Source organism: Algibacter pectinivorans (genome assembly GCF_900112595.1).
Classification (GTDB): Bacteria; Bacteroidota; Bacteroidia; order Flavobacteriales; family Flavobacteriaceae; genus Algibacter_B; species Algibacter_B pectinivorans.
In genome coordinates, this window is sequence record NZ_FOMI01000001.1 from 372,008 (window position 1) to 395,362 (window position 23,355).

The 23,355-nt window shown below is 33.6% G+C and carries 25 protein-coding genes; 11 read left to right on the forward strand and 14 right to left on the reverse strand.

Annotated elements, in window-relative coordinates; translation table 11 throughout:
• Positions 1-40 precede the first annotated feature (40 nt).
• Positions 41-1,645 carry an Ig-like domain-containing protein gene (locus tag BMY96_RS01740; protein WP_092848275.1) on the forward strand — a complete coding sequence of 535 codons (1,605 nt, stop codon included), beginning with the start codon at positions 41-43 and terminating at the stop codon, positions 1,643-1,645.
• On the opposite strand, the gene BMY96_RS01745 is transcribed toward BMY96_RS01740, so the two are convergent.
• The 7 genes from BMY96_RS01745 to leuS form a co-directional block, all read right to left on the reverse strand.
• Positions 1,638-2,417: an amidohydrolase gene (locus BMY96_RS01745; protein ID WP_092848278.1), complete on the reverse strand. Its 780-nt coding sequence runs from the start codon at positions 2,415-2,417 to the stop codon at positions 1,638-1,640. The genes BMY96_RS01740 and BMY96_RS01745 overlap by 8 nt on opposite strands.
• A gap of 78 nt (positions 2,418-2,495) precedes the next feature.
• Entirely contained in the window at positions 2,496-2,984 is a 489-nt protein-coding gene (locus tag BMY96_RS01750; RefSeq protein WP_092848283.1) for a hypothetical protein, read from the reverse strand.
• Positions 2,985-3,170: 186 nt separating this feature from the next.
• Entirely contained in the window at positions 3,171-4,943 is a 1,773-nt protein-coding gene (locus tag BMY96_RS01755; protein WP_092848286.1) for a MutS-related protein, read from the reverse strand.
• A 78-nt stretch (positions 4,944-5,021) separates the two neighbouring features.
• Positions 5,022-5,720, reverse strand: a complete 699-nt coding sequence (locus BMY96_RS01760; RefSeq protein ID WP_092848288.1) for a zinc metallopeptidase — start codon at positions 5,718-5,720, stop codon at positions 5,022-5,024.
• Between the two features lie 161 nt (positions 5,721-5,881).
• The gene (gene ald, locus BMY96_RS01765; protein ID WP_092848290.1) at positions 5,882-6,976 is read right to left on the reverse strand and encodes an alanine dehydrogenase; all 1,095 of its coding nucleotides are present in this window, start codon (positions 6,974-6,976) and stop codon (positions 5,882-5,884) included.
• Between the two features lie 168 nt (positions 6,977-7,144).
• Complete coding sequence (locus BMY96_RS01770) at positions 7,145-7,405, reverse strand: SemiSWEET family sugar transporter (protein WP_092848292.1); 261 nt, start codon at positions 7,403-7,405, stop codon at positions 7,145-7,147.
• Positions 7,406-7,634: 229 nt separating this feature from the next.
• Positions 7,635-10,457, reverse strand: a complete 2,823-nt coding sequence (leuS, locus tag BMY96_RS01775; protein ID WP_092848294.1) for a leucine--tRNA ligase — start codon at positions 10,455-10,457, stop codon at positions 7,635-7,637.
• A gap of 165 nt (positions 10,458-10,622) precedes the next feature.
• Between leuS and BMY96_RS01780 the strand changes: the two genes are divergently transcribed.
• From BMY96_RS01780 to BMY96_RS01805, 6 genes are all read left to right on the forward strand, one after another.
• Complete coding sequence (locus BMY96_RS01780; protein ID WP_092848297.1) at positions 10,623-11,537, forward strand: DMT family transporter; 915 nt, start codon at positions 10,623-10,625, stop codon at positions 11,535-11,537.
• A gap of 174 nt (positions 11,538-11,711) precedes the next feature.
• Positions 11,712-12,590: a cell division protein FtsX gene (locus BMY96_RS01785; protein WP_092848300.1), complete on the forward strand. Its 879-nt coding sequence runs from the start codon at positions 11,712-11,714 to the stop codon at positions 12,588-12,590.
• Positions 12,591-12,686: 96 nt separating this feature from the next.
• Positions 12,687-12,941, forward strand: coding sequence for a DUF3098 domain-containing protein (locus BMY96_RS01790; protein WP_092848302.1), 255 nt, complete (start codon positions 12,687-12,689; stop codon positions 12,939-12,941).
• Positions 12,942-12,998: 57 nt separating this feature from the next.
• Positions 12,999-13,793, forward strand: coding sequence for an undecaprenyl-diphosphate phosphatase (locus tag BMY96_RS01795; protein ID WP_092848305.1), 795 nt, complete (start codon positions 12,999-13,001; stop codon positions 13,791-13,793).
• A 12-nt stretch (positions 13,794-13,805) separates the two neighbouring features.
• The gene (truB, locus tag BMY96_RS01800; RefSeq protein WP_092848307.1) at positions 13,806-14,522 is read left to right on the forward strand and encodes a tRNA pseudouridine(55) synthase TruB; all 717 of its coding nucleotides are present in this window, start codon (positions 13,806-13,808) and stop codon (positions 14,520-14,522) included.
• Positions 14,523-14,674: 152 nt separating this feature from the next.
• Positions 14,675-15,388 (forward strand): energy transducer TonB, encoded by a 714-nt coding sequence (locus tag BMY96_RS01805; RefSeq protein ID WP_245750518.1) that lies wholly within the window; start codon positions 14,675-14,677, stop codon positions 15,386-15,388.
• On the opposite strand, the gene BMY96_RS01810 is transcribed toward BMY96_RS01805, so the two are convergent.
• A complete protein-coding gene (locus tag BMY96_RS01810; protein ID WP_092848308.1) occupies positions 15,375-15,989 on the reverse strand; it encodes a thioredoxin family protein in 615 nt (204 codons plus the stop codon). The two genes, BMY96_RS01805 and BMY96_RS01810, sit on opposite strands and share 14 nt — an antisense overlap.
• 129 nt (positions 15,990-16,118) lie before the next feature.
• On the opposite strand from BMY96_RS01810, the gene BMY96_RS01815 reads away from it, so the two are divergent.
• Both BMY96_RS01815 and BMY96_RS01820 read left to right on the forward strand, forming a co-directional pair.
• Complete coding sequence (locus BMY96_RS01815) at positions 16,119-16,682, forward strand: DNA-3-methyladenine glycosylase I (protein WP_092848310.1); 564 nt, start codon at positions 16,119-16,121, stop codon at positions 16,680-16,682.
• Between the two features lie 7 nt (positions 16,683-16,689).
• Complete coding sequence (locus tag BMY96_RS01820; RefSeq protein WP_175473491.1) at positions 16,690-17,373, forward strand: DUF2490 domain-containing protein; 684 nt, start codon at positions 16,690-16,692, stop codon at positions 17,371-17,373.
• Positions 17,374-17,419: 46 nt separating this feature from the next.
• Here the strand turns inward: BMY96_RS01820 and BMY96_RS01825 are convergent, their stop codons facing one another.
• From BMY96_RS01825 to BMY96_RS01840, 4 genes are all read right to left on the reverse strand, one after another.
• Positions 17,420-18,223 carry a hypothetical protein gene (locus tag BMY96_RS01825; RefSeq protein ID WP_092848316.1) on the reverse strand — a complete coding sequence of 268 codons (804 nt, stop codon included), beginning with the start codon at positions 18,221-18,223 and terminating at the stop codon, positions 17,420-17,422.
• Between the two features lie 262 nt (positions 18,224-18,485).
• Entirely contained in the window at positions 18,486-19,115 is a 630-nt protein-coding gene (gene aat / locus BMY96_RS01830) for a leucyl/phenylalanyl-tRNA--protein transferase (RefSeq protein ID WP_092848320.1), read from the reverse strand.
• A 97-nt stretch (positions 19,116-19,212) separates the two neighbouring features.
• Positions 19,213-19,590, reverse strand: coding sequence for a DUF3127 domain-containing protein (locus BMY96_RS01835; protein WP_092848323.1), 378 nt, complete (start codon positions 19,588-19,590; stop codon positions 19,213-19,215).
• 51 nt (positions 19,591-19,641) lie between these two features.
• Positions 19,642-20,511 (reverse strand): flavin reductase family protein, encoded by an 870-nt coding sequence (locus tag BMY96_RS01840; protein WP_092848325.1) that lies wholly within the window; start codon positions 20,509-20,511, stop codon positions 19,642-19,644.
• Positions 20,512-20,723: 212 nt separating this feature from the next.
• Between BMY96_RS01840 and BMY96_RS01845 the strand changes: the two genes are divergently transcribed.
• Entirely contained in the window at positions 20,724-21,878 is a 1,155-nt protein-coding gene (locus BMY96_RS01845) for a sensor histidine kinase (RefSeq protein WP_092848328.1), read from the forward strand.
• An 8-nt stretch (positions 21,879-21,886) separates the two neighbouring features.
• The gene (locus tag BMY96_RS01850; RefSeq protein WP_092848330.1) at positions 21,887-22,237 is read left to right on the forward strand and encodes a hypothetical protein; all 351 of its coding nucleotides are present in this window, start codon (positions 21,887-21,889) and stop codon (positions 22,235-22,237) included.
• Here the strand turns inward: BMY96_RS01850 and BMY96_RS01855 are convergent.
• Both BMY96_RS01855 and greA read right to left on the reverse strand, forming a co-directional pair.
• The gene (locus BMY96_RS01855; RefSeq protein WP_092848332.1) at positions 22,232-22,621 is read right to left on the reverse strand and encodes an HIT family protein; all 390 of its coding nucleotides are present in this window, start codon (positions 22,619-22,621) and stop codon (positions 22,232-22,234) included. The genes BMY96_RS01850 and BMY96_RS01855 overlap by 6 nt on opposite strands.
• A 7-nt stretch (positions 22,622-22,628) precedes the next feature.
• The gene (gene greA / locus BMY96_RS01860) at positions 22,629-23,102 is read right to left on the reverse strand and encodes a transcription elongation factor GreA (RefSeq protein ID WP_092848333.1); all 474 of its coding nucleotides are present in this window, start codon (positions 23,100-23,102) and stop codon (positions 22,629-22,631) included.
• Positions 23,103-23,355 lie beyond the last annotated feature (253 nt).

The following is a 23,355-nucleotide window of genomic DNA, read 5'->3' on the forward strand; positions in this document are numbered from 1 at the left end:
AACCGAATTCATGTACTTTTGCTAAAAATTTAAGTTGTTGATGAATAAGACCCTTTCAAATTTTATTTTCGCCTTAATTATTGGCTTAGTTATTATTAGTTGTGCTAATCGTGGAACGCCACAAGGTGGTCCAAAAGATGAAACACCTCCTAGAATTGTAAAATCTGAACCAGAAAATTATTCAACCAACTTTAAAGGCGATGAAATTAAGGTGTACTTTGACGAGTACATTAAAATAAAAGACATTAAAAAACAGCTTATTATCTCGCCACCAATGAATACGCCACCAGACGTTTCACCTTTAAGTGGCGGAAGTAAATATATTACCATTAAAATTTACGACACCTTACAACCTAATACCACTTACGCTTTTAATTTTGGAAATAGTATAACAGATAACAACGAAGGCAACCCGTATCCATATTACCGTTACGTCCTATCTACTGGCGATTATATTGATTCGCTATCTGTAAAAGGCAACATTGTTGACGCCTTAAAAAAGAAGCCAGAAACTTTTGTAAATGTAGCCTTATACGAAGTAGATTCTACCTTTAGAGACTCTGTGGTTTATAAAGCTGCTCCAAAATATATTACAAATACTTTAGATAGTATTACTACCTTTTCTATAGATAACTTAAAACCTGGCAAGTATTTATTAATGGCTTTAAAGGATGGTAATGGCGATAATAAGTTTCAACAAAAAACCGATCAAATAGCATTTCATAAAAATTATATTGAAGTGCCTACCGACTCATTATACACCTTACGCCTTTTTAACGAAACGTTAGATTTTAAAGCAACTAGACCGCGTTTAATTGCCGGCGAAAAAATTGCTTTTGGTTTTGAAGGTGATTATAATGGTATGCAAATAGACCTACTCTCTGACACGCCTTCGGATTTTGAATACCGCATTACCAAAGACCCCACAAAAGATTCGTTAAACTATTGGTACAAACCTAAATTTGAAACCGATTCTTTACTGTTTAAAGTTAGCAATACCGATTACGAAAAAGAGTTTACTGTTAGACTGAGTAAAAAAGATAAAGACACTTTAGTTATTGGAGCCTCGCCTTCTGGTAATATTGATTATGACGAAGATTTTAAAATAGCAGGTAGCACGCCACTTACAAAAATGGATGTTTCGAAGATTAGCATGATAGATAAAGACTCTACAATTGTAAGCTTTAAAACTGATTTTGATACGCTAAACAATGCCTATTTATTTAAGTTTGATAAAACTGAAGACAACAACTATAAAATTAAAATTCTTCCTGAGGCCTTTGAAGATTTTTATGGCGACAAAAATAAGGACACTTTAAATTTAAGTTTAAGAACTAAAAAAGCTTCCGATTTTGGTTATGTGAGATTTACCATTGTAAATGCTACATACCCACTTATTATTCAATTAACTGATAAAAAAGGAGAGGTTAAAGAAGAACGCTATGCCACCGAAGCTGGTACTGTAGACTTTTTAAACATAGCTGCAGGGATGTATTCTATACGCGTTGTTCATGATGCCAATAGCAACGGCATGTACGATACGGGGAACTACCTAAAAAAGATTCAACCAGAAAAAATTAGTCATTTTCAAGAAATTGAAATTAGAGCAGATTGGGGAATTCAAGAAACACTTACGTTTAAGTAATTTTAAATTGATCTTTATCGTTTAAAAATTTAAGCTTGTTTCTGTAGGCTTCCACATGTCGTTTTTCGAGTGTAGCGATTTTTATAGTGTCCTTATTTGGAGCACAGGTTACTAATGGCTCTCCAAGCACATCATACACCGCCGAATGACCAGAATACACAGCGTTTACACCATCAACTCCAACCCTGTTAACACCAACGCAATAGCTCATATTTTCTATGGCACGCGCCTTTAATAAAGTATCCCAAGCAGAAACTCTGGGTTTTGGCCAATTGGCAACGTAAAGGAGCACATCATAATCTTCGGTATTTCGCGCCCAAACAGGAAAACGCAAATCGTAACAAATTAAAGGGCAAATTTTCCAACCTTTATAATCTACAATCACTTTTTTGGTACCCGAAGTATATACTTTTTCTTCGCCAACTAAGGTAAACGAGTGGCGTTTATCATAATGTGTTACCTGGCCAGAAGGCATTACAAAAAGCAAGCGATTATAAAAAGCATTCCCTTCTAAAATAACCATACTACCAACAATGGCAGCATCTACTTGTAAGGCTAATTCTTTTAACCAAGTTACTGTTTTACCATCCATAGTTTCGGCAACAGCCGAAGCATTCATGGTAAAACCAGAAGTAAACATTTCGGGAAGTACAATAATATCGACATCCTCTGAAATGTTTTTAATTTTCTTTGTGAAGTTTACACGGTTTTGATCAGGATTTTCCCAGGCTAAATCCGTTTGAATTAACGCTATTTTAAGGTCTTTTTTCATAGATATTAGATCTAAACCTTAAAATAACGTTTTTTAATTCTATTTTAAAACAGAAACAGATTATTTCTATTTAGCACCTTATAGTTTTTTCTTTGCTTTTGCTGAAGCTTCTTTATATTTTTCGATTTTGTCTAACCATTTTTCTTCATCAACTGGCGACAATTTTCCTTTGCTTTTTAGCTTTTCGTATTTAGAAAGTGCCTCCTTATGCTTTTTAGCCGCTTTGTCGTAATTAGATTGTGCTTTTTGGCTTTTCTTTAATTCCTTTTCTGCCTTTTTTTGCTTCTTTTCAGCTTGTTTTTGTTCTTTTTCTGCCTTTTCCTGCTCTTTTTCGGCTTTTTCTAGACGTTTTTTAGTTTCTTCGTCACTTTTAATTTGAGCCATTTTACTGTTAAAAGCTGCTAAAACTCCGGCTTTATCTTCTTCTGATAAGGTATCAGTAACATCGACCCCAGCTTTAAAAATTTTATCTTTTTTAATTTCGTATGGTTCCCCATTAAAATTAACATCTTGGGCATTAACAACAAACCCTAAACCTAAAAATAGTACTATCAATAAATATTTCATTATGTATTCTTTTTTTATATTAAATGTACTAATTAGACCCAAAACTTTTACAAAAGTTACTTAAGATAGTACTTTTTTATATAACCATAGTTTTATAAAAACGCATACCACGTTTTACTAACTATATACAAATAAGATTAAAAAAATGAATAAATCTAAAAACTAAGCCATAAATAACAAAAAGATCTATACAATCTCCATTTTCTTCAATAAAAACGATGCATTCATATTTTGGCAAACACCTGTTTTTAAAGTATAATCAAAATGAAGCTCATCGTTAATTATTTCGGCGTCAAAATAATAATTTTTAACAGCCTCTAATTCTTTCTCGATTTCACAAAGACTTAAATCGTGGGTTGCTATAATTCCTGTAGCGTTCGATGCTACTAACTTTTCAACAAACTTTCTAGAGCCTATAGCCTTATCGGTACTATTGGTACCTTTTAAAATTTCGTCTAAAATTATAAAATAAGGTTCTTTTTGAATGGCATCTACAATGTATTTAAGCCGTGTTAATTCCGAAAAGAAATACGAACTATCATCGGCTAAAGAATCTGTTGTACGCATGCTCGTAATTAGTTTTACCGGCGAATATTGCGTTGATTGTGCACAAATAGGTAACCCAACGTTAGCCATTACAATATGTAGCGATACGGTTCTTAAAAAGGTACTTTTACCAGCCATATTTGCTCCAGTAACTATAAAAAACGCTTCGTTTTCTATGGTTAAATCGCTATCCACACGCTTGTTTTTATTTAATAAGGGATGTCCTAAACCTTTGGCTTTTATAACCGCTCCTTGTTCTAAAATCTCTGGAAACACAAATTCCGGATGGTTATAAGCATAATTACCAAAAGAATTATAAGCATCAAAAAACGACACCACATCAAACCAATCGGAAACCTTATTGCCATACTGCGCTATCCATTGTTCTATTTTATAACTATTTCTAATATCGGTTAAAAAATAACCGTTACCAAAAATGGCTCCTATTAGGTTGTTTCTATTATCTAAAGCATCTAAAGACTTTGAAAACACTTTAAAAATTTCGGAAGCTTTCTTGTTATCAGACTGAATCTGCCTCTGCTTTTGTTGTAACAATTCCGAAGTAAAGGATTCGTTTTCAATTAAATCTAACAAACTAGCATACTGCCTAAAGGTATCTTTAATCTTATCGGTGTTAGACGCTAATACATTTATTTTTTTAAGGTAACGCCCTGTTATAGCTAACCCAATAAATAACCAATAGCCAATTATTGCCTTATTTTCAATAACGTTTAATACCGTAAGCGCTAATAAAACGAGCGTTCCTAAACTAAATACTAGTGGCAACCAAGACATTATTTTTGGTAAAAATGATTTATGACTTTGCAACCACCCAATAATCTGTTTTGCTGGAGTTTCAACATGCACCAAACTCGATGTTGCTGTATAATGCTGGCGCCATTTAGGTTTATTATTTAGCTCATTAATAGCTTCTTGTCTAGCCTTAATACAATCTACATTATTAGCTTTAAGTGCATTTGCCAATTGCACTGTACCTTCTTGTATAGTGGTTCTGTTTATAAATTGAAAAAACGAACCACGACCAAACAAGTCGATATCTAAACTATAATAATGTGTTGGGTCCTGAAATTGTAAACCATCATTTCGGTCGTGAAAATCGCCCGAGGCAATTTTAATTTCATCTTCATTAATCTGCACCAAAGCTTTATTAAAATCGCGTTGCCTTTTAATATCGGTATGCTTTGATAATAAATAAATAAACAAAACAACGCCAAAAACAGCTATTGCCACTGCAATTTGCCACTGGTTAAAAAAGAAATACACCCCAAAACCAATACCCACAAACACCGCTAATCGATACAAGCTAAAAAGCGTCATAGTGTTAGTTAAGCGTTGCACTTGCGCTTTATAAACCTGTAAATGGGTTTTATAGTATTCTAATGGATTTTTCATGACCTGTTATTATGCAATAAAGAAACAAAAAAGCCCTGAAAATATTCAGAGCTTTTAGTAAGTAATTTTTATATGGTTTTAATCGCGCCCTCCAAAAACTTGAAGTGCCCAATACATAAGTGAAGCAATGGCACCAATGGCAGCAACCAAATATGTTCTAGCGGCCCATTTTAAAGCATCTTCAGACCCTTTATATTCTTCTGGAGTTACTATGTTTTTATTTTTTAACCATGCTAATGCTCTATTACTAGCATCGTACTCTACAGGTAAAGTAATAACACTAAATATGGTTGCAAAACTCATCATTACCAAACCAGCAATAGCTACCCATTGTCCGGCACCGCCTAAAGCGTTAGAAGCCATTAAAGCAATACCACCAAACACAACCCATTGCGACATGCTAGAGGTAATTTGTACCACAGGTACTAATTTAGACCTCATAGTTAAATAACTATATGCCGTAGCATGTTGCACTGCATGTCCGCATTCGTGAGCAGCAACAGCCGCTGCCGCTGCATTACGTTGGTTATATACAGATTCGCTTAAATTAACCGTTTTATTAGTAGGATTGTAATGGTCGGTTAATTGTCCTCTTGTAGAAATAACCTCAACATCTCTAATACCATGATCGGCTAACATTTTTTCGGCAATTTCTGCACCACTCATACCGTTTCGCAAATGTACTTGCGAGTATTTTTTAAACTTCCTTTTTAATTGACTACTTACCAACCAACTCATTAAAGAAATGGCACCAATTAATATATAATATCCAATCATTGTTTTTGTTTTAAAATTATAATTAAAGATAACAAAAATAAAGCCAAATTTATAAACTGAATAAATGTCAGTTAAATAAAACCCTAGGTATTAAAACAAAAAAAACGCCTAAACCTTTATTAATAAGTATTTAGACGTTTTAAAATATAGTTAAAAAAGGCTTAAGCCATTTCCATATCAAAAGCTTCGGCAATCTCTTTATATACAATCTCGCCTTTTACAATGTTTAATCCTTTAGCTAAAGCCGCACTATTTTTGCATGCTTTTTCCCAACCATCGTTAGCTAATTTAATAACATAAGGCAATGTTACATTAGTTAAACCCATTGTAGATGTGTAAGGTACAGCTCCAGGCATATTGGCCACACTATAATGCACAACCTCATCTATAATGTAAGTAGGATCTTGGTGTGTAGTAGGTTTTGTAGTTTCAAAACAACCACCTTGATCAACAGCTACGTCAACCATAACGGTTCCTGGGCGCATTTCTTTAAGCATGTCTCTAGTAATTAATTTAGGCGCTCTTGCCCCTTTAATTAATACACCACCAATAATTAAATCGGAATCTACAATATGTTTTCTAATATTATACTCACTAGAAAACTCACTAATAACGTTGTTTGGCATAACATCACTAACATGGCGTAGCGCTTTCATATTAATATCTAAAATGTGTACACTAGCTCCTAAACCAGATGCCATACGTGCTGCCTGTAAACCAACTACTCCAGCACCTAAAATTAATACTTTAGCAGGAGGCACTCCAGGAATTCCGCCTAATAAAATACCACGACCCATAATAGGTTTTTCAAGATATTTAGCGCCCTGTTGTACAGACATTCTACCAGCTACCTCAGACATAGGAATTAATAATGGTAACGACCCATCGGCATCTTCAACCGTTTCATAAGCTATACAAATAGCCTTACTATCAATCATTGCATTAGTTAACACCTCGCTACTCGCAAAATGAAAATACGTAAACACAATCTGGTCGGCTTTAATTAACTTATATTCTGGCTCAATAGGTTCCTTCACCTTTACAATCATATCGGCAACACTATAAATCTCTTCAATAGTATCAAGAATTGTAGCTCCCGCCTCAATATAATCGTCGTCTAAAAAACCACTATTAAACCCAGCGTTTTTTTGAATATAAACGTTATGGTTTCGTTTTGTAAGTTCAAAAACACCAGAAGGTGTCATGCCTACTCTATTTTCATTGTTTTTAATTTCTATAGGAACTCCAATTTTCATAATTAAGTTGTTTAGGTGTGAAAACTAGAGCAAAATTAAAACAATAATTTTAAATATTATTTGAAAAATGCGCTTTTTGTTAAATTATTTTCACACAAAAACAACTAAATCTAATTTTTACATAATTTACATTAATTTAATAGGAATTACCTAGACCAGTATAACGCCTTATTTTTTAGAGTATTTTATTTTAAAATACATCAATAAAAAAGCAGAAACCACTGTAATACTGTTGGCAAAAATCATAGATGGGCTATCTTTTAAAACCCCATAAATTAACCAAGCCACAATACCAGCAAAAAACATTAATAACATAGGTAAAGACAAACCGGTAACATCTTTCGTTTTCCAAGTTTTAAATACCTGCGGAAGAAAAGCAGCAGTCGTTAAAATGGCCGCTACAAATCCAATAGTTTCAGTATAATTCATTCTTATTTTTAATAAAATTATTAGGGCATTACCCAAGGGTCGGGCTTTCGGCAGTCGCTTTTTTGTGTTGCATAGGCGCAACAACACAAAAAGAGCTTCAACAAAACCTCAATCCCTAATGCGGGTGTATTTGTTTTTGGCAGTACTAATTTTAAATTAAAACCAACCTATTTTAGTCCTTTTCACGACAAGCAAAATTATGGAATAGCGTAAGCAGTTAGTATTTAACTTACCCAACAATATTCACAATTTTACCGGGAACCACAATAACCTTTTTAGGTGTGCGTCCTGCTAATTGTTCTTGTGTTTTTTCGTTGGCTAAAACAGCAGCTTCAATATCATCTTTACTCATATCCAGAGGTAATTCCATGGTAAAACGCATTTTACCGTTAAAAGAAATTGGATAATTCTTGCTACTTTCAACCAAATGACTTGCATCAAACTCCGGAAAAGGTGCCGTTGAAATCGACTCTCTATTCCCTAACTGGCTCCATAACTCCTCGGCAATATGTGGTGCATAAGGCGACATTAAAACCAATAGTGGTTCTAGAATGTCTTTCGAAGTACATTTTTGAGCCGTTAACTCGTTAGCAGCAATCATAAAAGTAGACACCGAAGTATTAAAAGAGAAATTCTCGATATCTTCCTGTACCTTTTTAATGGTTTTGTGTAACGTTTTAAGGTTATCTTTAGTTGGTGTAGCCTCTGTAATTTTAAGTCCGTTATCACCAACATACAATTTCCATAATTTTTTAAGAAAATTATGAACTCCAGTAATACCAGCAGTATTCCAAGGTTTGTATTGCTCTAATGGACCTAAAAACATTTCGTATAAACGTAAACTATCAGCACCGTAGTCCGAAACAATATCATCAGGATTAACAACGTTGTATTTCGATTTAGACATTTTTTCGACATCTCTACCAACTTTATAAACGCCATCCTCTAAAATAAATTCGGCATCTTTATAATCTTCACCAAATTCACCATCAGATTTTAAGCCTTCAATATCTAATTCATCAGAAGCATTAACGTACTTAACTTTTACGTGAAGCGCTTGTACTTTTTTATCTGTTATTAAACCTGCCGACAAATAGGTATTAGTGCCTTCTTCTCTATAAACAAAAGCACTCGTTCCCAAAATCATACCTTGGTTAATCAGTTTTTTAGCAAACTCATCAACAGGTACAACACCTTTATCAAACAAGAATTTTTGCCAAAAACGCGCATATAACAAGTGCCCTGTAGCATGCTCGCTTCCTCCAATATATAAATCGACATCTTTCCAATAGTCCATAGCCTCTTTCGATGCTATGGCGTTTTGGTTTTCCGGATCCATGTATCTATTAAAATAAAATGAGCTTCCTGCCCACCCTGGCATAGTATTTAATTCTAAAGGATGTATGGTTTCATTATCAATCAAATCGTTTGAAACCACTTCGTTTTTATTAGTATCCCAAGCCCAAACCGTAGCATTACCTAATGGCGGCTCGCCAGTTTCGGTTGGTAAATATTTTTCAACTTCTGGTAATTTTATAGGTAAATGTTCGGCAGCAATCATTTGTGGCATACCATTAACATAATACACCGGAAAAGGCTCTCCCCAATAACGCTGACGGCTAAACACCGCATCGCGCAAACGGTAATTGGTTTTACCTTCGCCTTGTCCTATTTGCTCCAACTCGTAAATAGCACGTTTGGTTGCTTTTTTATAGTTCATACCGTTTAGGAAATCGCTATTTCCAATTACGGTTTTTTCTTTATCTGAAAATGCCCCTTCCGAGATATCAACACCTTCAAAAATGTTAATAATTGGAATATTAAAGTGTTTTGCAAAGGCGTAATCCCGCTCATCACCACACGGCACAGACATTACGGCACCGGTACCGTAACCCGCTAATACGTAATCGCCAATCCATACAGGAATAGGCTCTTTTGTAAATGGATGTTCTGCATAAGCACCTGTAAAAGCTCCAGAAATGGTTTTTACATCGGCCATTCTATCGCGCTCGCTACGCTTGGCAGTTGCTAAAATGTAAGCATCAACCTCTGCTTTTTGTTCTGGTGTTGTTATTTGTTGCACTAATTCGTGTTCTGGAGCAAGTGTCATGAAACTAACCCCAAAAATAGTATCTGGGCGTGTTGTAAACACATCAATAACGGCCTTACTATCTTTAACCTTAAAAGTTACCGATGCACCTACAGATTTCCCTATCCAGTTACGCTGGCTTTCCTTTAAAGAATCGGTCCAATCGATAGTTTCTAAACCTTGAAGCAAACGTTCTGCATAGGCAGAAATTCGCATACTCCACTGTGTCATCTTTTTACGAATAACGGCATGTCCACCACGCTCTGAAACGCCATTTACAATTTCGTCATTAGCCAAAACGGTTCCTAAAGCAGGGCACCAATTCACTTCAGTTTCGGCTAAATAGGTTAATCTATATTGTAATAGTATTTGTTGTTGTTTTTTAGAATCGAAACCCTCCCATGCTTCAGCTGAAAATAACTCAATATTATCATCGCAAACAGCATTAATAGTTCCGTTACCTTCTGCTGCAAAAATGCTAACTAAATTTGAAATTTCTTCGGCTTTATTTGTGTCCTTATTAAACCATGAATTGAACAATTGAATAAAAATCCATTGTGTCCATTTGTAATAACTAGGATCGGATGTACGCACCTCGCGCGACCAATCGAAAGAAAATCCAATTTGATCTAATTGGCGGCGGTAGGTTGCAATATTATCTTTAGTTGTAATAGCCGGATGTTGCCCAGTTTGAATAGCGTATTGCTCTGCAGGCAACCCAAAACTATCATACCCTTGAGGATGTAACACATTAAACCCTTGGTGACGTTTATAGCGTGCAAAAATATCGGAAGCAATATAACCTAAGGGGTGCCCAACGTGTAACCCTGCTCCACTAGGATAAGGAAACATATCCAAAACATAATATTTTGGTTTTTCGCTACCATTTACTGCTTTAAAAGTTTGGTTTTCTGCCCAATATTTTTGCCATTTGGCTTCAATTTCATTGAAATTGTAATTCATCGTCATCCGTTTTAAGAAGTTGCAAATTTACGTTTTAAATAGAAAACAAAAAGGGTTTCGATTTAATTAATCGTTATCAACTTATTTTACTTAAAACATATAGATATTTTAAGACTTAAAACTTAACGAATTTGTAATTTCGCAACCTTAAACAACCCTTTACAATTGATAAAAGATACTACCAAAGCCCACTTAGCCCTTTTAAGTGCTAATGTTATATACGGCGCCAATTATATTATTGCTAAAGGCGTAATGCCTAATAAAATAGACCCAACAGCATTCGTTTTTATACGTTTAAGTTGCTGTTGCCTTTTATTTTGGGGTATAAAGCTATTAGTCGTAAAAGAAAAAATTGACAAGAAGGATTTACCCAGGTTTATATTATGTGGTTTTTTTGGAGGCGCAGCAAACCAATTGCTGTTTTTTCATGGTATTAACTTAACATCTCCCATAGATGCGTCTATAATTACAACAGCTACACCTGTAATTGTTTTGATTTTTAGCCTACTAATTTTAAAAGAACGCATCACCAAAAATAAACTTATAGGCATTACCATTGCCACAATTGGCGCCGTGTTTTTAATATTATACGGTAATAAAGCTACCGGTACTAGCTCCTTTTTAGGTAATTTATTTGTTTTACTTAATGCCAGTTGCTACGGTTTATATTTAGTAATTGCTAAAACATTAATGAGCAAATACAATCCTATAACGGTAGTAAGTTGGATGTTTTTATTTGGTTTTATATTTGTTTCACCTTTTGGAATATCAGAATTTTTAAAAACTAATTTTGAAGCCTTTACGGTAAATACTTATTTAACCATTGGTTATGTTGTTGTATTTACCACCTTTTTTGCATACCTATTTAATATTTTTGCTCTTAAACATTTAGCCCCATCTATAACCAGTAGTTACACCTACCTGCAACCAGTTATTAGCTTTATTATAGTAAGTATATTAGCTTTTGTTTTTATGCAAGAGGCTTACGCCGAAGACATTAATTTTATTAAAATTATTAGTTGTTTTGTTGTGGCATATGGCGTTTATATTATTAGTAAACCAGAAAAACTAAAAACATAAAACTATTTCGTAAAATTGAACGTTATTACTTTGTAAAATAACCAATTCCTAAAAAAAAGAGTGAAGAATTAAAGAACATGTAATTTCTACACTACAGAAAACAAAAGACTTACGCCTTTTAAAGTTTCTTTTAAATTTCTTTATTATTTTTACCGGCACAATCCTAATATATTTATGAGTTCATCTTTTGAGAAACACCAAAAACGCAGACTTATCTCTTCTTACTTTTCAGTGGTATTAAGTATTGCTTTGGTTTTATTTTTATTAGGATTACTTGGCATGCTTATTTTAAATGCCAAAAAAGTTTCGGACCATTTTAAAGAACAAGTTGTCGTTACTATTTACTTAAAAGACACCGCCAAGGAAGTGGAAACCAAGCAACTTGAAAAAAGTTTGGCTATGGCAGATTATGTAAAATCCACCGAATATGTTTCAAAAGAACAAGCTGCCGAATTTATGAAAGCTGAAAACGGTGAAGATTTCATGGACTTTGTAGGTTACAACCCGTTGCAAAACTCTATTGACGTGCATTTAAAAGCCGATTTTGTAACGTCGGAACATCTTGAGAAAATTTCAGCGGAAGCGACAAACAAAAACTTTGTTGATGAAGTAACTTATGATAACGACTTGGTTAACCTCATGAACGATAACGTAAAGAAAATCAGTTTTTGGGTATTGGTTATAAGTGGCATTTTTACTTTAATTGCTGTTTTATTAATTAATAGCTCTATAAGATTAGCGGTTTACTCTAAACGTTTTACCATTAAAACCATGCAAATGGTTGGTGCAACAAAACGCTTTATTAGACGTCCGTTTGTATGGAAAAGTGTTCGTTTGGGCATGATTGGCGCTTTTTTAGCTTTAATTGGTATGGCCATTGTTTTATATTATTTAGACAAAACCTTTGCAGAACTCGAACTACTTAGCAACCCTATTTTAGTTGCAGCCCTTTTTGTTTTTGTTTTTGCTTTGGGTATTATAATCACTTGGATAAGCACACACTTTGCAACGCAACGTTTCTTAAATTTAAGAACAGACGAGTTGTATTATTAAACGCAAAAAGTAAAAAACGATAATTTAGAAAATCATTAACAGCATTTTCTAAATAAATCTTTTACTTTGCACTAAATTATTCTGCGGAATTTAATCATGGGAGAAAAAAAACGTAAAGAAGAAGCAAAACCAATTTTTGTATTTGGAAAGAAAAACTACCAATTCATGTTTATTGGTTTAGCTATTATTGCACTTGGGTTTATTTTAATGTCTGGTGGCGGTAGTGATGATCCAAACGTTTTTAATCCTGAAATTTTTAGTTGGAGACGTATTCGATTGGCACCAACATTAATTCTTATTGGTTTTGGTATCCAGATTTATGCTATTCTTTTAAATCCTGATAAAAAATAATTCGAAAATTAAACTTCGTTTTATTTTTAAACTACTCAATTTTAATACTTTTGCGCCATGGAAATTATAGACGCAATCATTTTAGGTATCATTCAAGGACTTACAGAGTTTTTACCTGTATCATCTAGCGGTCATTTAGAACTAGGAAAAGCCATTCTTGGCGACAATTCGGTGCCAGAAGAAAGCTTATTATTTACAGTTGTGCTTCACTTTGCCACAGCATTAAGTACCATAGTTATTTTTAGAAAAGACATTTTAGATCTTGTTAAAGGTGCTTTAAAATTTGAATGGAATGACGATTTACAATTCATTTCTAAAATTGCTATTTCTATGATTCCGGCAGTTATTGTTGGTTTATTTTTTGAAGAACAATTAGAAGCGCTTTTTGGAGGTAACATTTTATTAGTTGGTTGCATGTTAATAGTTACGGCTGTGCTTTTATTTTTGGCAGATAAAGCAAAAAACACCGAGAAAAAGGTAAGTTTTCAAAACGCATTTGTTATTGGAATTTCGCAAGCTATTGCTATGCTACCAGGAATTTCGCGTTCTGGAGCCACAATTTCTACATCGGTTTTATTAGGAAACGATAAAACTAAAGCAGCTCGTTTTTCATTTTTAATGGTCGTGCCCTTAATTTTTGGGAAAATCGCTAAAGATGTTTTAAGTGGCGATTTAACCTATGACTCTGGAAACTTTACGGCACTTTCTATTGGATTTGTTGCTGCCTTTGTTGCGGGCTTATTTGCTTGTACTTGGATGATAGCATTAGTAAAGAAAAGCAAACTTTCCTATTTCGCTATTTATTGTGTGGTGGTTGGTATTATTGCCATTGTTTATTCGCTATTAAACTAAAACCTAACACACTTGAAAACACTTGACGATTATCTCTCTGGAGAAGTTTTACTTATAGACAAACCCTTAAACTGGACGTCGTTTCAAGTGGTTAATAAACTACGTTGGGAAATCCGTCAAGCTTTCAAAATAAAAAAGATAAAAGTAGGACATGCTGGCACTTTAGACCCTTTAGCTACTGGCTTACTGGTTATTTGTACCGGAAAAATGACCAAGCAGATAGATACGTTCCAAGGTCAGGTAAAAGAATACACCGGAACTATTGTTTTAGGAAGCACCACACCATCTTACGATTTAGAAAGCGAGATAAACGAAACTTTTCCAATCGATCATATTACTGAAGATTTAATCTATAAAACTACGCAGCAATTTATTGGAGAAACGCAACAATTTCCACCTGTATTTTCGGCATTAAAAAAAGATGGCAAACGCTTATACGAGTTTGCTAGAGCTGGCGAGCATGTGGATATTCCATCGAGAACTGTAAATATTTCAGAATTTGAAATTACTAAAATTGATTCGTCTAACTCAGATTCTATACACGTTAATTTTAGAGTGGTTTGCAGCAAGGGCACATACATACGCTCCTTGGCAAACGATTTTGGAAAAGCCTTAAACTCTGGCGCACACTTATCGGTATTAAGACGCACAAAAATTGGAGATTTTGATGTTACAAAGGCTCATTCCATTGAAGATTTTATTGCCAATTTAACAACAGACAAGCAATAAACATTACTTAAAACCCACTTCCTTAGGCGCAAAAAAGAATCCTAAAACGTTTAAATTTAACAGTATCCAAGCTACTTAAGTTGTGCTTTTTAAAACTTTTTACCGTATTTTGCCGTATATAATAATACGACTCCCTAATTGATAACAACGTATTGCACCTTAATAATCAACATAAAGCCCTACTTATTACGCTTCTAATTTCTGGAACTGTAGTACTCTCTGTTTTCAATTTAAGCTTAAAACAACAAGATAAATATGCCTCTGAAAGCTACTACCTTATGGAACCTGAGGAAGAGCCTACCGAAGCGGACATAAAAGCTATTGAAGCTTTGGAAAATCGTAACAACGCCAAAGCCGAAACTAACGACGCTTTTAACGAAACCCAAAAAGTAAAGCATTTTGCTCAAGCCTACAAAACCATAGCACCACCCGAGGATTATGTTCCTAAAACGAACACCTCATCTAACGGATCTGCTTCCGCTAGGAAAACATATGAAATCCCAGAAGTCTCTAGTTTAAACAGCGAGGAACTATCTAAATTCAGTAAAGTAAACGATTTACTAAAAAAGCAGCAATCCGACGGAAACAACTCAAAAAGTTCTATTCGCTATTCATTATTAAACAGAAAAAAAACACACATACCAATACCTGTTTACTTATGCGAAGTAGATGGTAAAATTGTAGTTAACATTACGGTTAACGCCAACGGAAAGGTTGTTGATGCGCATGTAAACAACTCGTCCACATCAAACAATGCCTGTTTAATGGAACATGCTATAGATTATGCCAAACGTTCCCGCTTTACACCCGATGCAGCTAAAGAGAGCCAAATAGGCACAATCACCTTCTTTTTTATTGGTAAATAGGTGTTACAGCCGTAAGTATTTCAACCACATCACTAATTATATTTTGCCCTTTATCCTTGTTATACCAGTGTTGTAAATCTTCTTTAAACTCTGGGGTAAGAACGCCATGTTTAGCCTTAAATCTGTTTACATAACTTGTAGCTTCACTTGGTCTAGGTCCATAAGTATTTAAAACCTCGCCGGTTTGTTCATCAAGCATAATAACTTTAGCTATTGCTCTTCCTCCATTGGTTAAAAACATATCTATAAGCTCTAAATTCTCATCACGAAGCACGATTTTTACTTCAATATTAGGATTTAACTCAGCTATTTTATTTAATGCTGGCATAACATGCGCCGCATCACCACACCAGCTTTCGGTAATAATTAGCCATGTTGTCTTTCTATTAAAAGCTTCTATTTTTTCCTTAGCCTCTTCGGTTACCTTAACGGTTTTATCCCAACGCTTCATGCGCCTATCGTTAAGCTTTGTATAATTGGCTAAAGCTTCCGTTTTTTCTAATCCTGTATTAGAATTTTCTTCTGCTAATTGCTTTACCAAAGCTCTATATTCCTGATAAGTAATACTTTTAGCTAAACTTTCCTTTATAATTTGATTCATAATACGCGTTTTTAAAAAAATCCTTGAACAAAATTAAAGTCTTTAGATTTTATATAAGGTGATTTTTGTCATACTTTTACTTTAAACCTTACAGTCTTTTTAAAAATATTGAATTATTACAATTTTAAAATGAAAAAACACAGATGCGGTTGGTGCGAAGGCGATGCTTTATATGAAGCTTACCATGATAAGGAATGGGGTGTTCCTGTTTATGATGATGACACCTTATTTGAATTTTTAACTTTAGAAACATTTCAAGCCGGTTTAAGTTGGATAACCGTATTGCGCAAACGCGAAAACTTCAGAGCCGCTTTTGATAATTTTGATTACAAAAAAATAGCCAATTACCAACAAACTAAAATTGATGCTTTACTTCAAGATACCGGAATTATAAGAAACAAACTAAAAGTTAATGCTACGGTTACTAACGCTCAAGCCCTTATAAAGGTTCAAGAAGAATTTGGTAGTTTTAGTAATTATATTTGGGGCTTTGTTGATGGCAAACCCATTAAAAATAGTGTAAATAATTATAAAGAGGCGCCAGGTAACACCCCTTTAAGTGATACCATTAGTAAAGATTTAAAAAAGCGTGGATTTAAATTTGTTGGTTCTACAGTAGTTTATGCACACATGCAAGCTACAGGAATGGTAAATGACCACGAAGTGGATTGTTTTAGATACCAAGAAGTTTAATTTTTTTATGTTGAAAGCATTTTTAAATAGCATTACACTATTACTCCTTTTAACCTGTTTTAATGGCTTTTCTCAAAATAACTTTAATGTTTTGGGAGAATCGCTAGTAGCTATAAATCATAAATCTACAGAAACATACAGTTATAACGTTACGTTTAGAAGCCGCTATTTTTTAAAACAAACCAATAATTTTACCTACCAACAGCAACAAGTTGACATCTTACATTTTTCGCATTTTAAATTAAATTCGAATACGACACTTAGTTTAGGGGCGTTTTATAGAAACCGTAATTGGTTTGAACCTGAAAGTAACGAACTACGCTTTACGCAACAATACAGATACAACAAAAAGAAATTAGGTAATCGTTACGGGCACCGCATTAGGACAGAACAACGTATTATAAACAACAAAACTATATATAGACAACGCTATAGGTTTTCATTTAACGGCCCTCTAAAAGGAAATACATTAGAAGTGGGATCTACGTATTTAACAAATGCTATTGAAGGCCTTTTAAGTTTAAGTAAAGCCTATAAACCCGAAACCGACATAAGGGTTTCAAGCCAAATTGGATGGCTTATTACAAAAGCTTTAAAACTTCAAACCGGATTAGAACACCGCTATGAAGCTTTTAATTTAAAGGCTAAACATAATTTATTTGTTTTGACTTCTGCGGTTTTGAGGATTTAATTTTACTATTTCTCAAAAAAAAGTTAAATGAGCAACACCACCTACTTTAATTTAAATTAATTTCTTCTTCAATATACTTCTCAAAGGTTGATTCTATTTTAGAAAATTTATAAGATATAGGTATAGTAAACATACCTTCATAAATTCTTCCGTTTTTAAGTTCGTAATCTTTAAAAATTTTTATTCTTACACCATTCAAATATAGCACACATGATAATAAATGAGATTTTTGAATACCAGGCTCTCCAAAAATTTCGGGCATATTTGAATAATTAAAACCAAAAATTTTCATTTCTGAAAGCATATCAATTTTTTTTCCTAGAATTTGATTAGGATCTTCTGCTTTGTAAACAAATGTTGTTCTAAGTTTATTATTGGAAACCTGCTCTACACTGTACTGATAATCAGTTGCAAACCTATATATTATATTATTATTGTCAAACATTCCAATTATGCTTTGAATTCCAGTGGATGTTTCTTTTTCAGACAAGGGAGTAAAGTAAGTTAACTCATCAATAGTAACTCTAAATTCAAATGAAGTAATAATTTTAATTTTTTTTTCTAACTTTTTAGTTTTATCATTCAATTTAGTTATTGTTTTTTTTGCTGCAAAAAAACTACTATCTAAAGTGTTAATTTTAAGATTTAAACTATCCAAGGCCTCATTAATGGGGAGATTAGGGTACTTTGATTTAGCTAAATCTAGAATAGGTTTTAATTGAGATATCAGTGTGTCTCCATTAGCTTTAATATATACTAGAGTGTTCCTTGTCGAATCTAAAGATTCATTTAAACCTACTATTTCTTTGTTTTTTTCTTTTTCATCATGAACAGTTATTACAATTCCCAATATTAATAACAAAAAAGTTATTCCAATTAAAACGTTCCTGGAAGTCTTAAATTTTTTTTTCCTTTTGTCATTCCACTTATACTCTAAAAGTAACGCGAGTAATCCAGATAACCCAGTTAAAATTTGACTTATGATTTTCAGATAAATCACTATAAAATTATATTTACATTATTAATAGACATCACCTAATTACCTATAAACCATTTTTAATCGTTCTAACCTAAAAGCAAAGGTAGTTGAAAATTTCTACAAATTTAACTTTTCACTCCTTCAAAAACGCCAAAAACGTATCTCTAGAAACCTCCTCTGCACCCAAGCTTTCTAAATGATTCGTATAGACCTGGCAGTCTATAAGTTTATAACTAGTGTTCTGTATAAAGGATATAAATCCCGCTTTACTAGCGTTACTTACCTTAGTAAACATACTTTCGCCACAAAACACACCATTGTTTAAATCGACACCATAAAGCCCTCCAACCAATTCGTTATTTTGCCACACCTCAACCGACTTGGCAAATCCTAATTCGTTAAGTTTTACGTAGGCCTCAATCATATCGTTAGTTACCCAAGTGCCATCTTGCCCGTTTCGCTTTACCAAAGCACATTGGGTAATTACGGCTCTAAAATCCTGATTTACGGTAATTTCAAAATCGGAGTTTCTTAGCACCTGCCTCATACTTTTTGATACTTTAAGCTTTTGTGGATATAACACAAAACGCGGATCTGGAGACCACCACAAAATAGGGTTGCTATCATCAAACCATGGGAAAATACCGGTTTTATAGGCGAGTAGTAATCTTTCGGTAGATAAGTCGCCTCCAACAGCTATAATGCCTTCAGGCGATGCATGATCCACATCTGGAAACCATATTTTTTCGGTTAGATATTGCATAGTAGTAAATATAAAAAAACCTCAACATTTAGATAAATATTGAGGTTCGTGTTTTTATAACCCTTCTGTCTTTTAATTCTTTAAGGAATTAAAACATTTAGAACGGTAAATCGTCGTGATCTTCTTCTTTTAAATCTCCTGCAGGCTCAAAAGCATCTGCTGGTGGTACTGGTGGTACGTTACCTGAAGCGCCTTCGGCTTGTACAGCTTCAATTCTCCACCCTTGAATAGAGTTGAAATATTTAGTTTCACCTTGAGGGTTTACCCACTCTCTTCCGCGTAGATTAATGCTAATTTTTACTTGTTGTCCTTCTTTATAGCTGTTTAATAAATCTGTTTTATCTTGAACAAATTCCACCATAATATGTTGTGGATACTGCTCTTCAGTTGTAACAACAATTTCTCTTTTTCTAAACCCATTACTACCAAAAGTTTGAGTTTCTCCTACCATTTTTATTCTACCTTGAACTTCCATTTAATCTATAATTTAATCTTTATTAATATTATTTATAATCTGCCTTTTTATTTAAGACAAAAGTACTTTAATTGCGCTTCCTAAATCACCAAAACTAAGATAGTTTTTAGCTAACTTATGTTTCTCTACAGCCGTTGCCGATTCTATATTAGGATATCGTTCTGCCACGTCTTCAATAAAAGCTACTATACTTTCTTGGGTTGGTAAGGCCTCAATATTTCCTAACATTCCTAGATCGTTTCCTGTTAAAATCGCACTATTTTTAACAGCCTCTGGCAAAGCATCAACACCAATACCTAATGTGGCTACTGGTTTTGGTATTTCAAAAAAACCATCTTTGGCTCTACTATAATAACTACCACCTGCTCTGGCAACCAAATCTAACTTATTTTGGTCTATAGCCCCATTTTCATCTAGTACAGCATCATCTATATGAAGTTTTACCACTTCGCATATTATCAAATTACCTGCACCACCTTGGGTACCTAATTTCACTATTTCATTTACCTTACACTCAAATTGTACAGGGGCTTCGGCCACTCTAAACGGTTTTACAAGGTCCGATTTAAGCATGGTTAAACCCGCTTTTTCAAACTCATTAACACCTTCAGGGTATTCTGTACTACTTAAGGACATTTGGTGCACCATATTATAATTTACAACATTAATAACAACTTCTTTTGTTATTTCAGCATTCTGTAACGTATGCTTTATTGTATTATTTTTTACGCGTCTTGCTGGCGAAAAAATTAAAATTGGTGGATTTGCACTAAATACATTAAAAAAACTAAATGGCGATAAATTCGGGTTTCCCTTGGCATCCATTGTACTCGCAAAAGCAATAGGTCTTGGCGCAATAGCGCTTAACAAAAAACCATGTAATTTACTGGTTGATAAGCTTTTTGGATCTATTGAGGGCATTCGTTATTTTAATTTTTACAAAACTAATCAAAAAAAAGGTGAAAATTTAATCTAGTTTTCAACATTACCCTAGTCGCTGTCAACAATCCAACTTTATTTAGCATTTTAAGCTTCATCTTTAAGCAATAAAACATCTTAAAACAGAGTTACTAACAACTTGAACAATAATATTAGCAGATTTGCATTATATTACCATAAAATATCTATTGTAAATGATTTTTACCAAACATAGCAATGCATTCCGTTGGGCTATTGTTATAGCATCCTTTATTGTTGTTTCCCTTATACTATGGAAAACCTACGAGTTTTTTCAGCATTTTAAAGATGAGGAACGCACCAAAATGGAAAATTGGTCGTTTGCCCAAAACGAGATTATAAACTCGGATATAAACACAAATTTAGAACTTACGCTACAAATATTAAACAGCAACAAAACAACACCTATGTTGGTTATTAATGAGGATGGCTCGCTATACAGCTCCAACAACATTGATGAAACCAAACTAGCCGACTCCAAATATGTAAAAAAACTCATTAAAACTTTTAAGGAAGAAAACGAGCCCATACCTGTAAAAATTGGAAATAGTATTTCTAGCACCATTTACTATGGCAATTCGCCTTTGCTTAATAAATTAAAATACTACCCATTGGCGTTATTACTAATTATAGTGCTGTTTGTAGCACTTATTTTCTTTTTTTATAGCAGTAACAAAAACGCTACGCAAAATAAATTATGGTCTGGTATGGCCAAGGAAACGGCGCACCAAATTGGTACACCTTTATCTTCTTTAATTGGTTGGACCGAAATCCTTAAAACCGAAAATGTAAACCCGGATTACATTGTTGAAATGGAGAAAGATGTAGACCGCTTAAAAACCATTACCGAGCGTTTTAGTAAAATTGGCTCTTTACCTGTTTTAGAGAAAGCAGATATAATAAAAGAAACGTTAGACTCTTATGATTACTTAAAAACAAGATCTTCAAAACTTGTAGATTTTGACATTATAGTCCCTGAAGGCGAAATTTACGTAAATCTAAACAAGCAACTATACAGTTGGACTATTGAAAACTTAATTAAAAACGCTATTGATGCCATGAAAGGCAGAGGAAAACTTACTGTAGAAATTTCTCAATTAGAAAATAATGTAATGGTAAGTGTTACTGATACTGGAAAAGGTATTGCAAAAAAGAACTTTAATAGCATTTTCGAACCTGGCTTTACCACAAAAAAACGTGGATGGGGCCTAGGACTATCTTTAGCCAAACGTATTATTGAAGATTTTCATAATGGAAAAATTAAGGTCCTTCAATCTGAAAAAGATAAAGGAAGCACCTTGCAAATAAGTTTAAAACGCGCAAGCCAATAGTTAAACGTATGCCAGAAAAACTCATTGATATTAAACAAGTACCACTACCAAACAACTGTCCGGAGTGTTTTAGTAAAGAAGGTTTGCGTTTAACCTTTAAACAAAAAATTAAAGAAACTAATTTTTATAAGTCCATAACTGCAGATATTAGTCATGAACTAAACTGTACCACCTGCAATTCTGTTATTTATCCTGTACAATGGACGGATGATATTGAACGTGTTTTTGAATATCAAAAGAAGGCCTTTACACCAAAAAAGGCATCAACTTACATAAAAAAAGCGTTGTGGGTTATTATTATTTCAAGCGTTGCACTACTTGTTTTAATGCTAGCTTTAGTGCTCTATTTAAAACTATAATTCAGCATTAATAGCTTGGGCCAAGGCATTAAATTCTTCAGTAGATAATTTAACCTTTTTAATAAAACGGGCATCTTCCATAGATTGTAAAGGAATTAAATGTACGTGCGCATGAGGTACCTCTAAGCCAATAACAGACATACCTATTCGATTACAGGGCACCACTTTTTTAAGTGCTAATGCAACGGTTCTAGAAAAGGCCATTAAGCCGTTATAATCGGCTTCGTCCAAATCGAAAATTTTATCTACTTCTTTTTTAGGAATACAAAGTGTGTGTCCTTTTGCATTAGGGTTTACATCTAAAAACGCTAAAAAGTGTTCAGTTTCCGCTACTTTATAACAAGGTATTTCGCCATTAACAATTTTTGTAAAAATAGATGCCATAATTTAATTATCTAGTAATTTCAATAATATCAAATTTAATCACACCATTAGGCACTTGTATTTCTGCAACATCTCCAACCGATTTACCTAACAAACCTTTACCAATTGGCGAGTTTACAGATATTTTTCCCGAAGCTAAATCTGCTTCTCCATCGGCAACCAAGGTATAAAGCATTTCCATACCATTGGTTTGATTTTTTATTTTCACTTTAGACAATACTAGTATTTTTGATGTATCTAACTGCGATTCATCAATTACACGTGCTCCTGCCAATGCATCTTCTAACTTAGAGATACGCATTTCTAACATGCCTTGTGCTTCTTTAGCCGCATCGTATTCAGCATTTTCACTTAAATCACCTTTATCCCTAGCTTCTGCTATTGCTTTTGATGCTTTTACACGCTCAACATCTTTAAGTTGTCTTAACTCGGCTCTTAATTTTTTTAACCCTTCTGGTGTATAGTATGATACTTTACTCATTTCTTCATCGTTTAACTTAGTAAAAGATGCTGATAAACTTCTAATTAAGCTTCGAAGTATTCAGCAAATAAAAAAATCCCGCTTACACGAGATTGTAAAACAAAAGTACAAAAATTTAGTTAATTATGTATCGAAAACATTAATATACTTTACATTAGACCGTGTTAAAAAACTATTAAAATCAACGAAGTAAAAACGTAAAACTAATAAGCAGAAATACAATTTATTGTAAATTGCAATCCTATTCTTTTAA

Excerpts from the sequence above, each read along its gene's own strand:
- BMY96_RS01740 (WP_092848275.1), top strand. The coding sequence starts at position 41 with ATGAATAAGACCCTTTCAAATTTTATTTTCGCCTTAATTATTGGCTTA.
- BMY96_RS01745 (WP_092848278.1), bottom strand. The coding sequence starts at position 2,417 with ATGAAAAAAGACCTTAAAATAGCGTTAATTCAAACGGATTTAGCCTGG.
- BMY96_RS01750 (WP_092848283.1), bottom strand. The coding sequence starts at position 2,984 with ATGAAATATTTATTGATAGTACTATTTTTAGGTTTAGGGTTTGTTGTT.
- BMY96_RS01755 (WP_092848286.1), bottom strand. The coding sequence starts at position 4,943 with ATGAAAAATCCATTAGAATACTATAAAACCCATTTACAGGTTTATAAA.
- BMY96_RS01760 (WP_092848288.1), bottom strand. The coding sequence starts at position 5,720 with ATGATTGGATATTATATATTAATTGGTGCCATTTCTTTAATGAGTTGG.
- ald (WP_092848290.1), bottom strand. The coding sequence starts at position 6,976 with ATGAAAATTGGAGTTCCTATAGAAATTAAAAACAATGAAAATAGAGTA.
- BMY96_RS01770 (WP_092848292.1), bottom strand. The coding sequence starts at position 7,405 with ATGAATTATACTGAAACTATTGGATTTGTAGCGGCCATTTTAACGACT.
- leuS (WP_092848294.1), bottom strand. The coding sequence starts at position 10,457 with ATGAATTACAATTTCAATGAAATTGAAGCCAAATGGCAAAAATATTGG.
- BMY96_RS01785 (WP_092848300.1), top strand. The coding sequence starts at position 11,712 with ATGAGTTCATCTTTTGAGAAACACCAAAAACGCAGACTTATCTCTTCT.
- BMY96_RS01790 (WP_092848302.1), top strand. The coding sequence starts at position 12,687 with ATGGGAGAAAAAAAACGTAAAGAAGAAGCAAAACCAATTTTTGTATTT.
- BMY96_RS01795 (WP_092848305.1), top strand. The coding sequence starts at position 12,999 with ATGGAAATTATAGACGCAATCATTTTAGGTATCATTCAAGGACTTACA.
- BMY96_RS01810 (WP_092848308.1), bottom strand. The coding sequence starts at position 15,989 with ATGAATCAAATTATAAAGGAAAGTTTAGCTAAAAGTATTACTTATCAG.
- BMY96_RS01815 (WP_092848310.1), top strand. The coding sequence starts at position 16,119 with ATGAAAAAACACAGATGCGGTTGGTGCGAAGGCGATGCTTTATATGAA.
- BMY96_RS01820 (WP_175473491.1), top strand. The coding sequence starts at position 16,690 with ATGTTGAAAGCATTTTTAAATAGCATTACACTATTACTCCTTTTAACC.
- aat (WP_092848320.1), bottom strand. The coding sequence starts at position 19,115 with ATGCAATATCTAACCGAAAAAATATGGTTTCCAGATGTGGATCATGCA.
- BMY96_RS01835 (WP_092848323.1), bottom strand. The coding sequence starts at position 19,590 with ATGGAAGTTCAAGGTAGAATAAAAATGGTAGGAGAAACTCAAACTTTT.
- BMY96_RS01840 (WP_092848325.1), bottom strand. The coding sequence starts at position 20,511 with ATGCCCTCAATAGATCCAAAAAGCTTATCAACCAGTAAATTACATGGT.
- BMY96_RS01845 (WP_092848328.1), top strand. The coding sequence starts at position 20,724 with ATGATTTTTACCAAACATAGCAATGCATTCCGTTGGGCTATTGTTATA.
- BMY96_RS01850 (WP_092848330.1), top strand. The coding sequence starts at position 21,887 with ATGCCAGAAAAACTCATTGATATTAAACAAGTACCACTACCAAACAAC.
- BMY96_RS01855 (WP_092848332.1), bottom strand. The coding sequence starts at position 22,621 with ATGGCATCTATTTTTACAAAAATTGTTAATGGCGAAATACCTTGTTAT.
- greA (WP_092848333.1), bottom strand. The coding sequence starts at position 23,102 with ATGAGTAAAGTATCATACTATACACCAGAAGGGTTAAAAAAATTAAGA.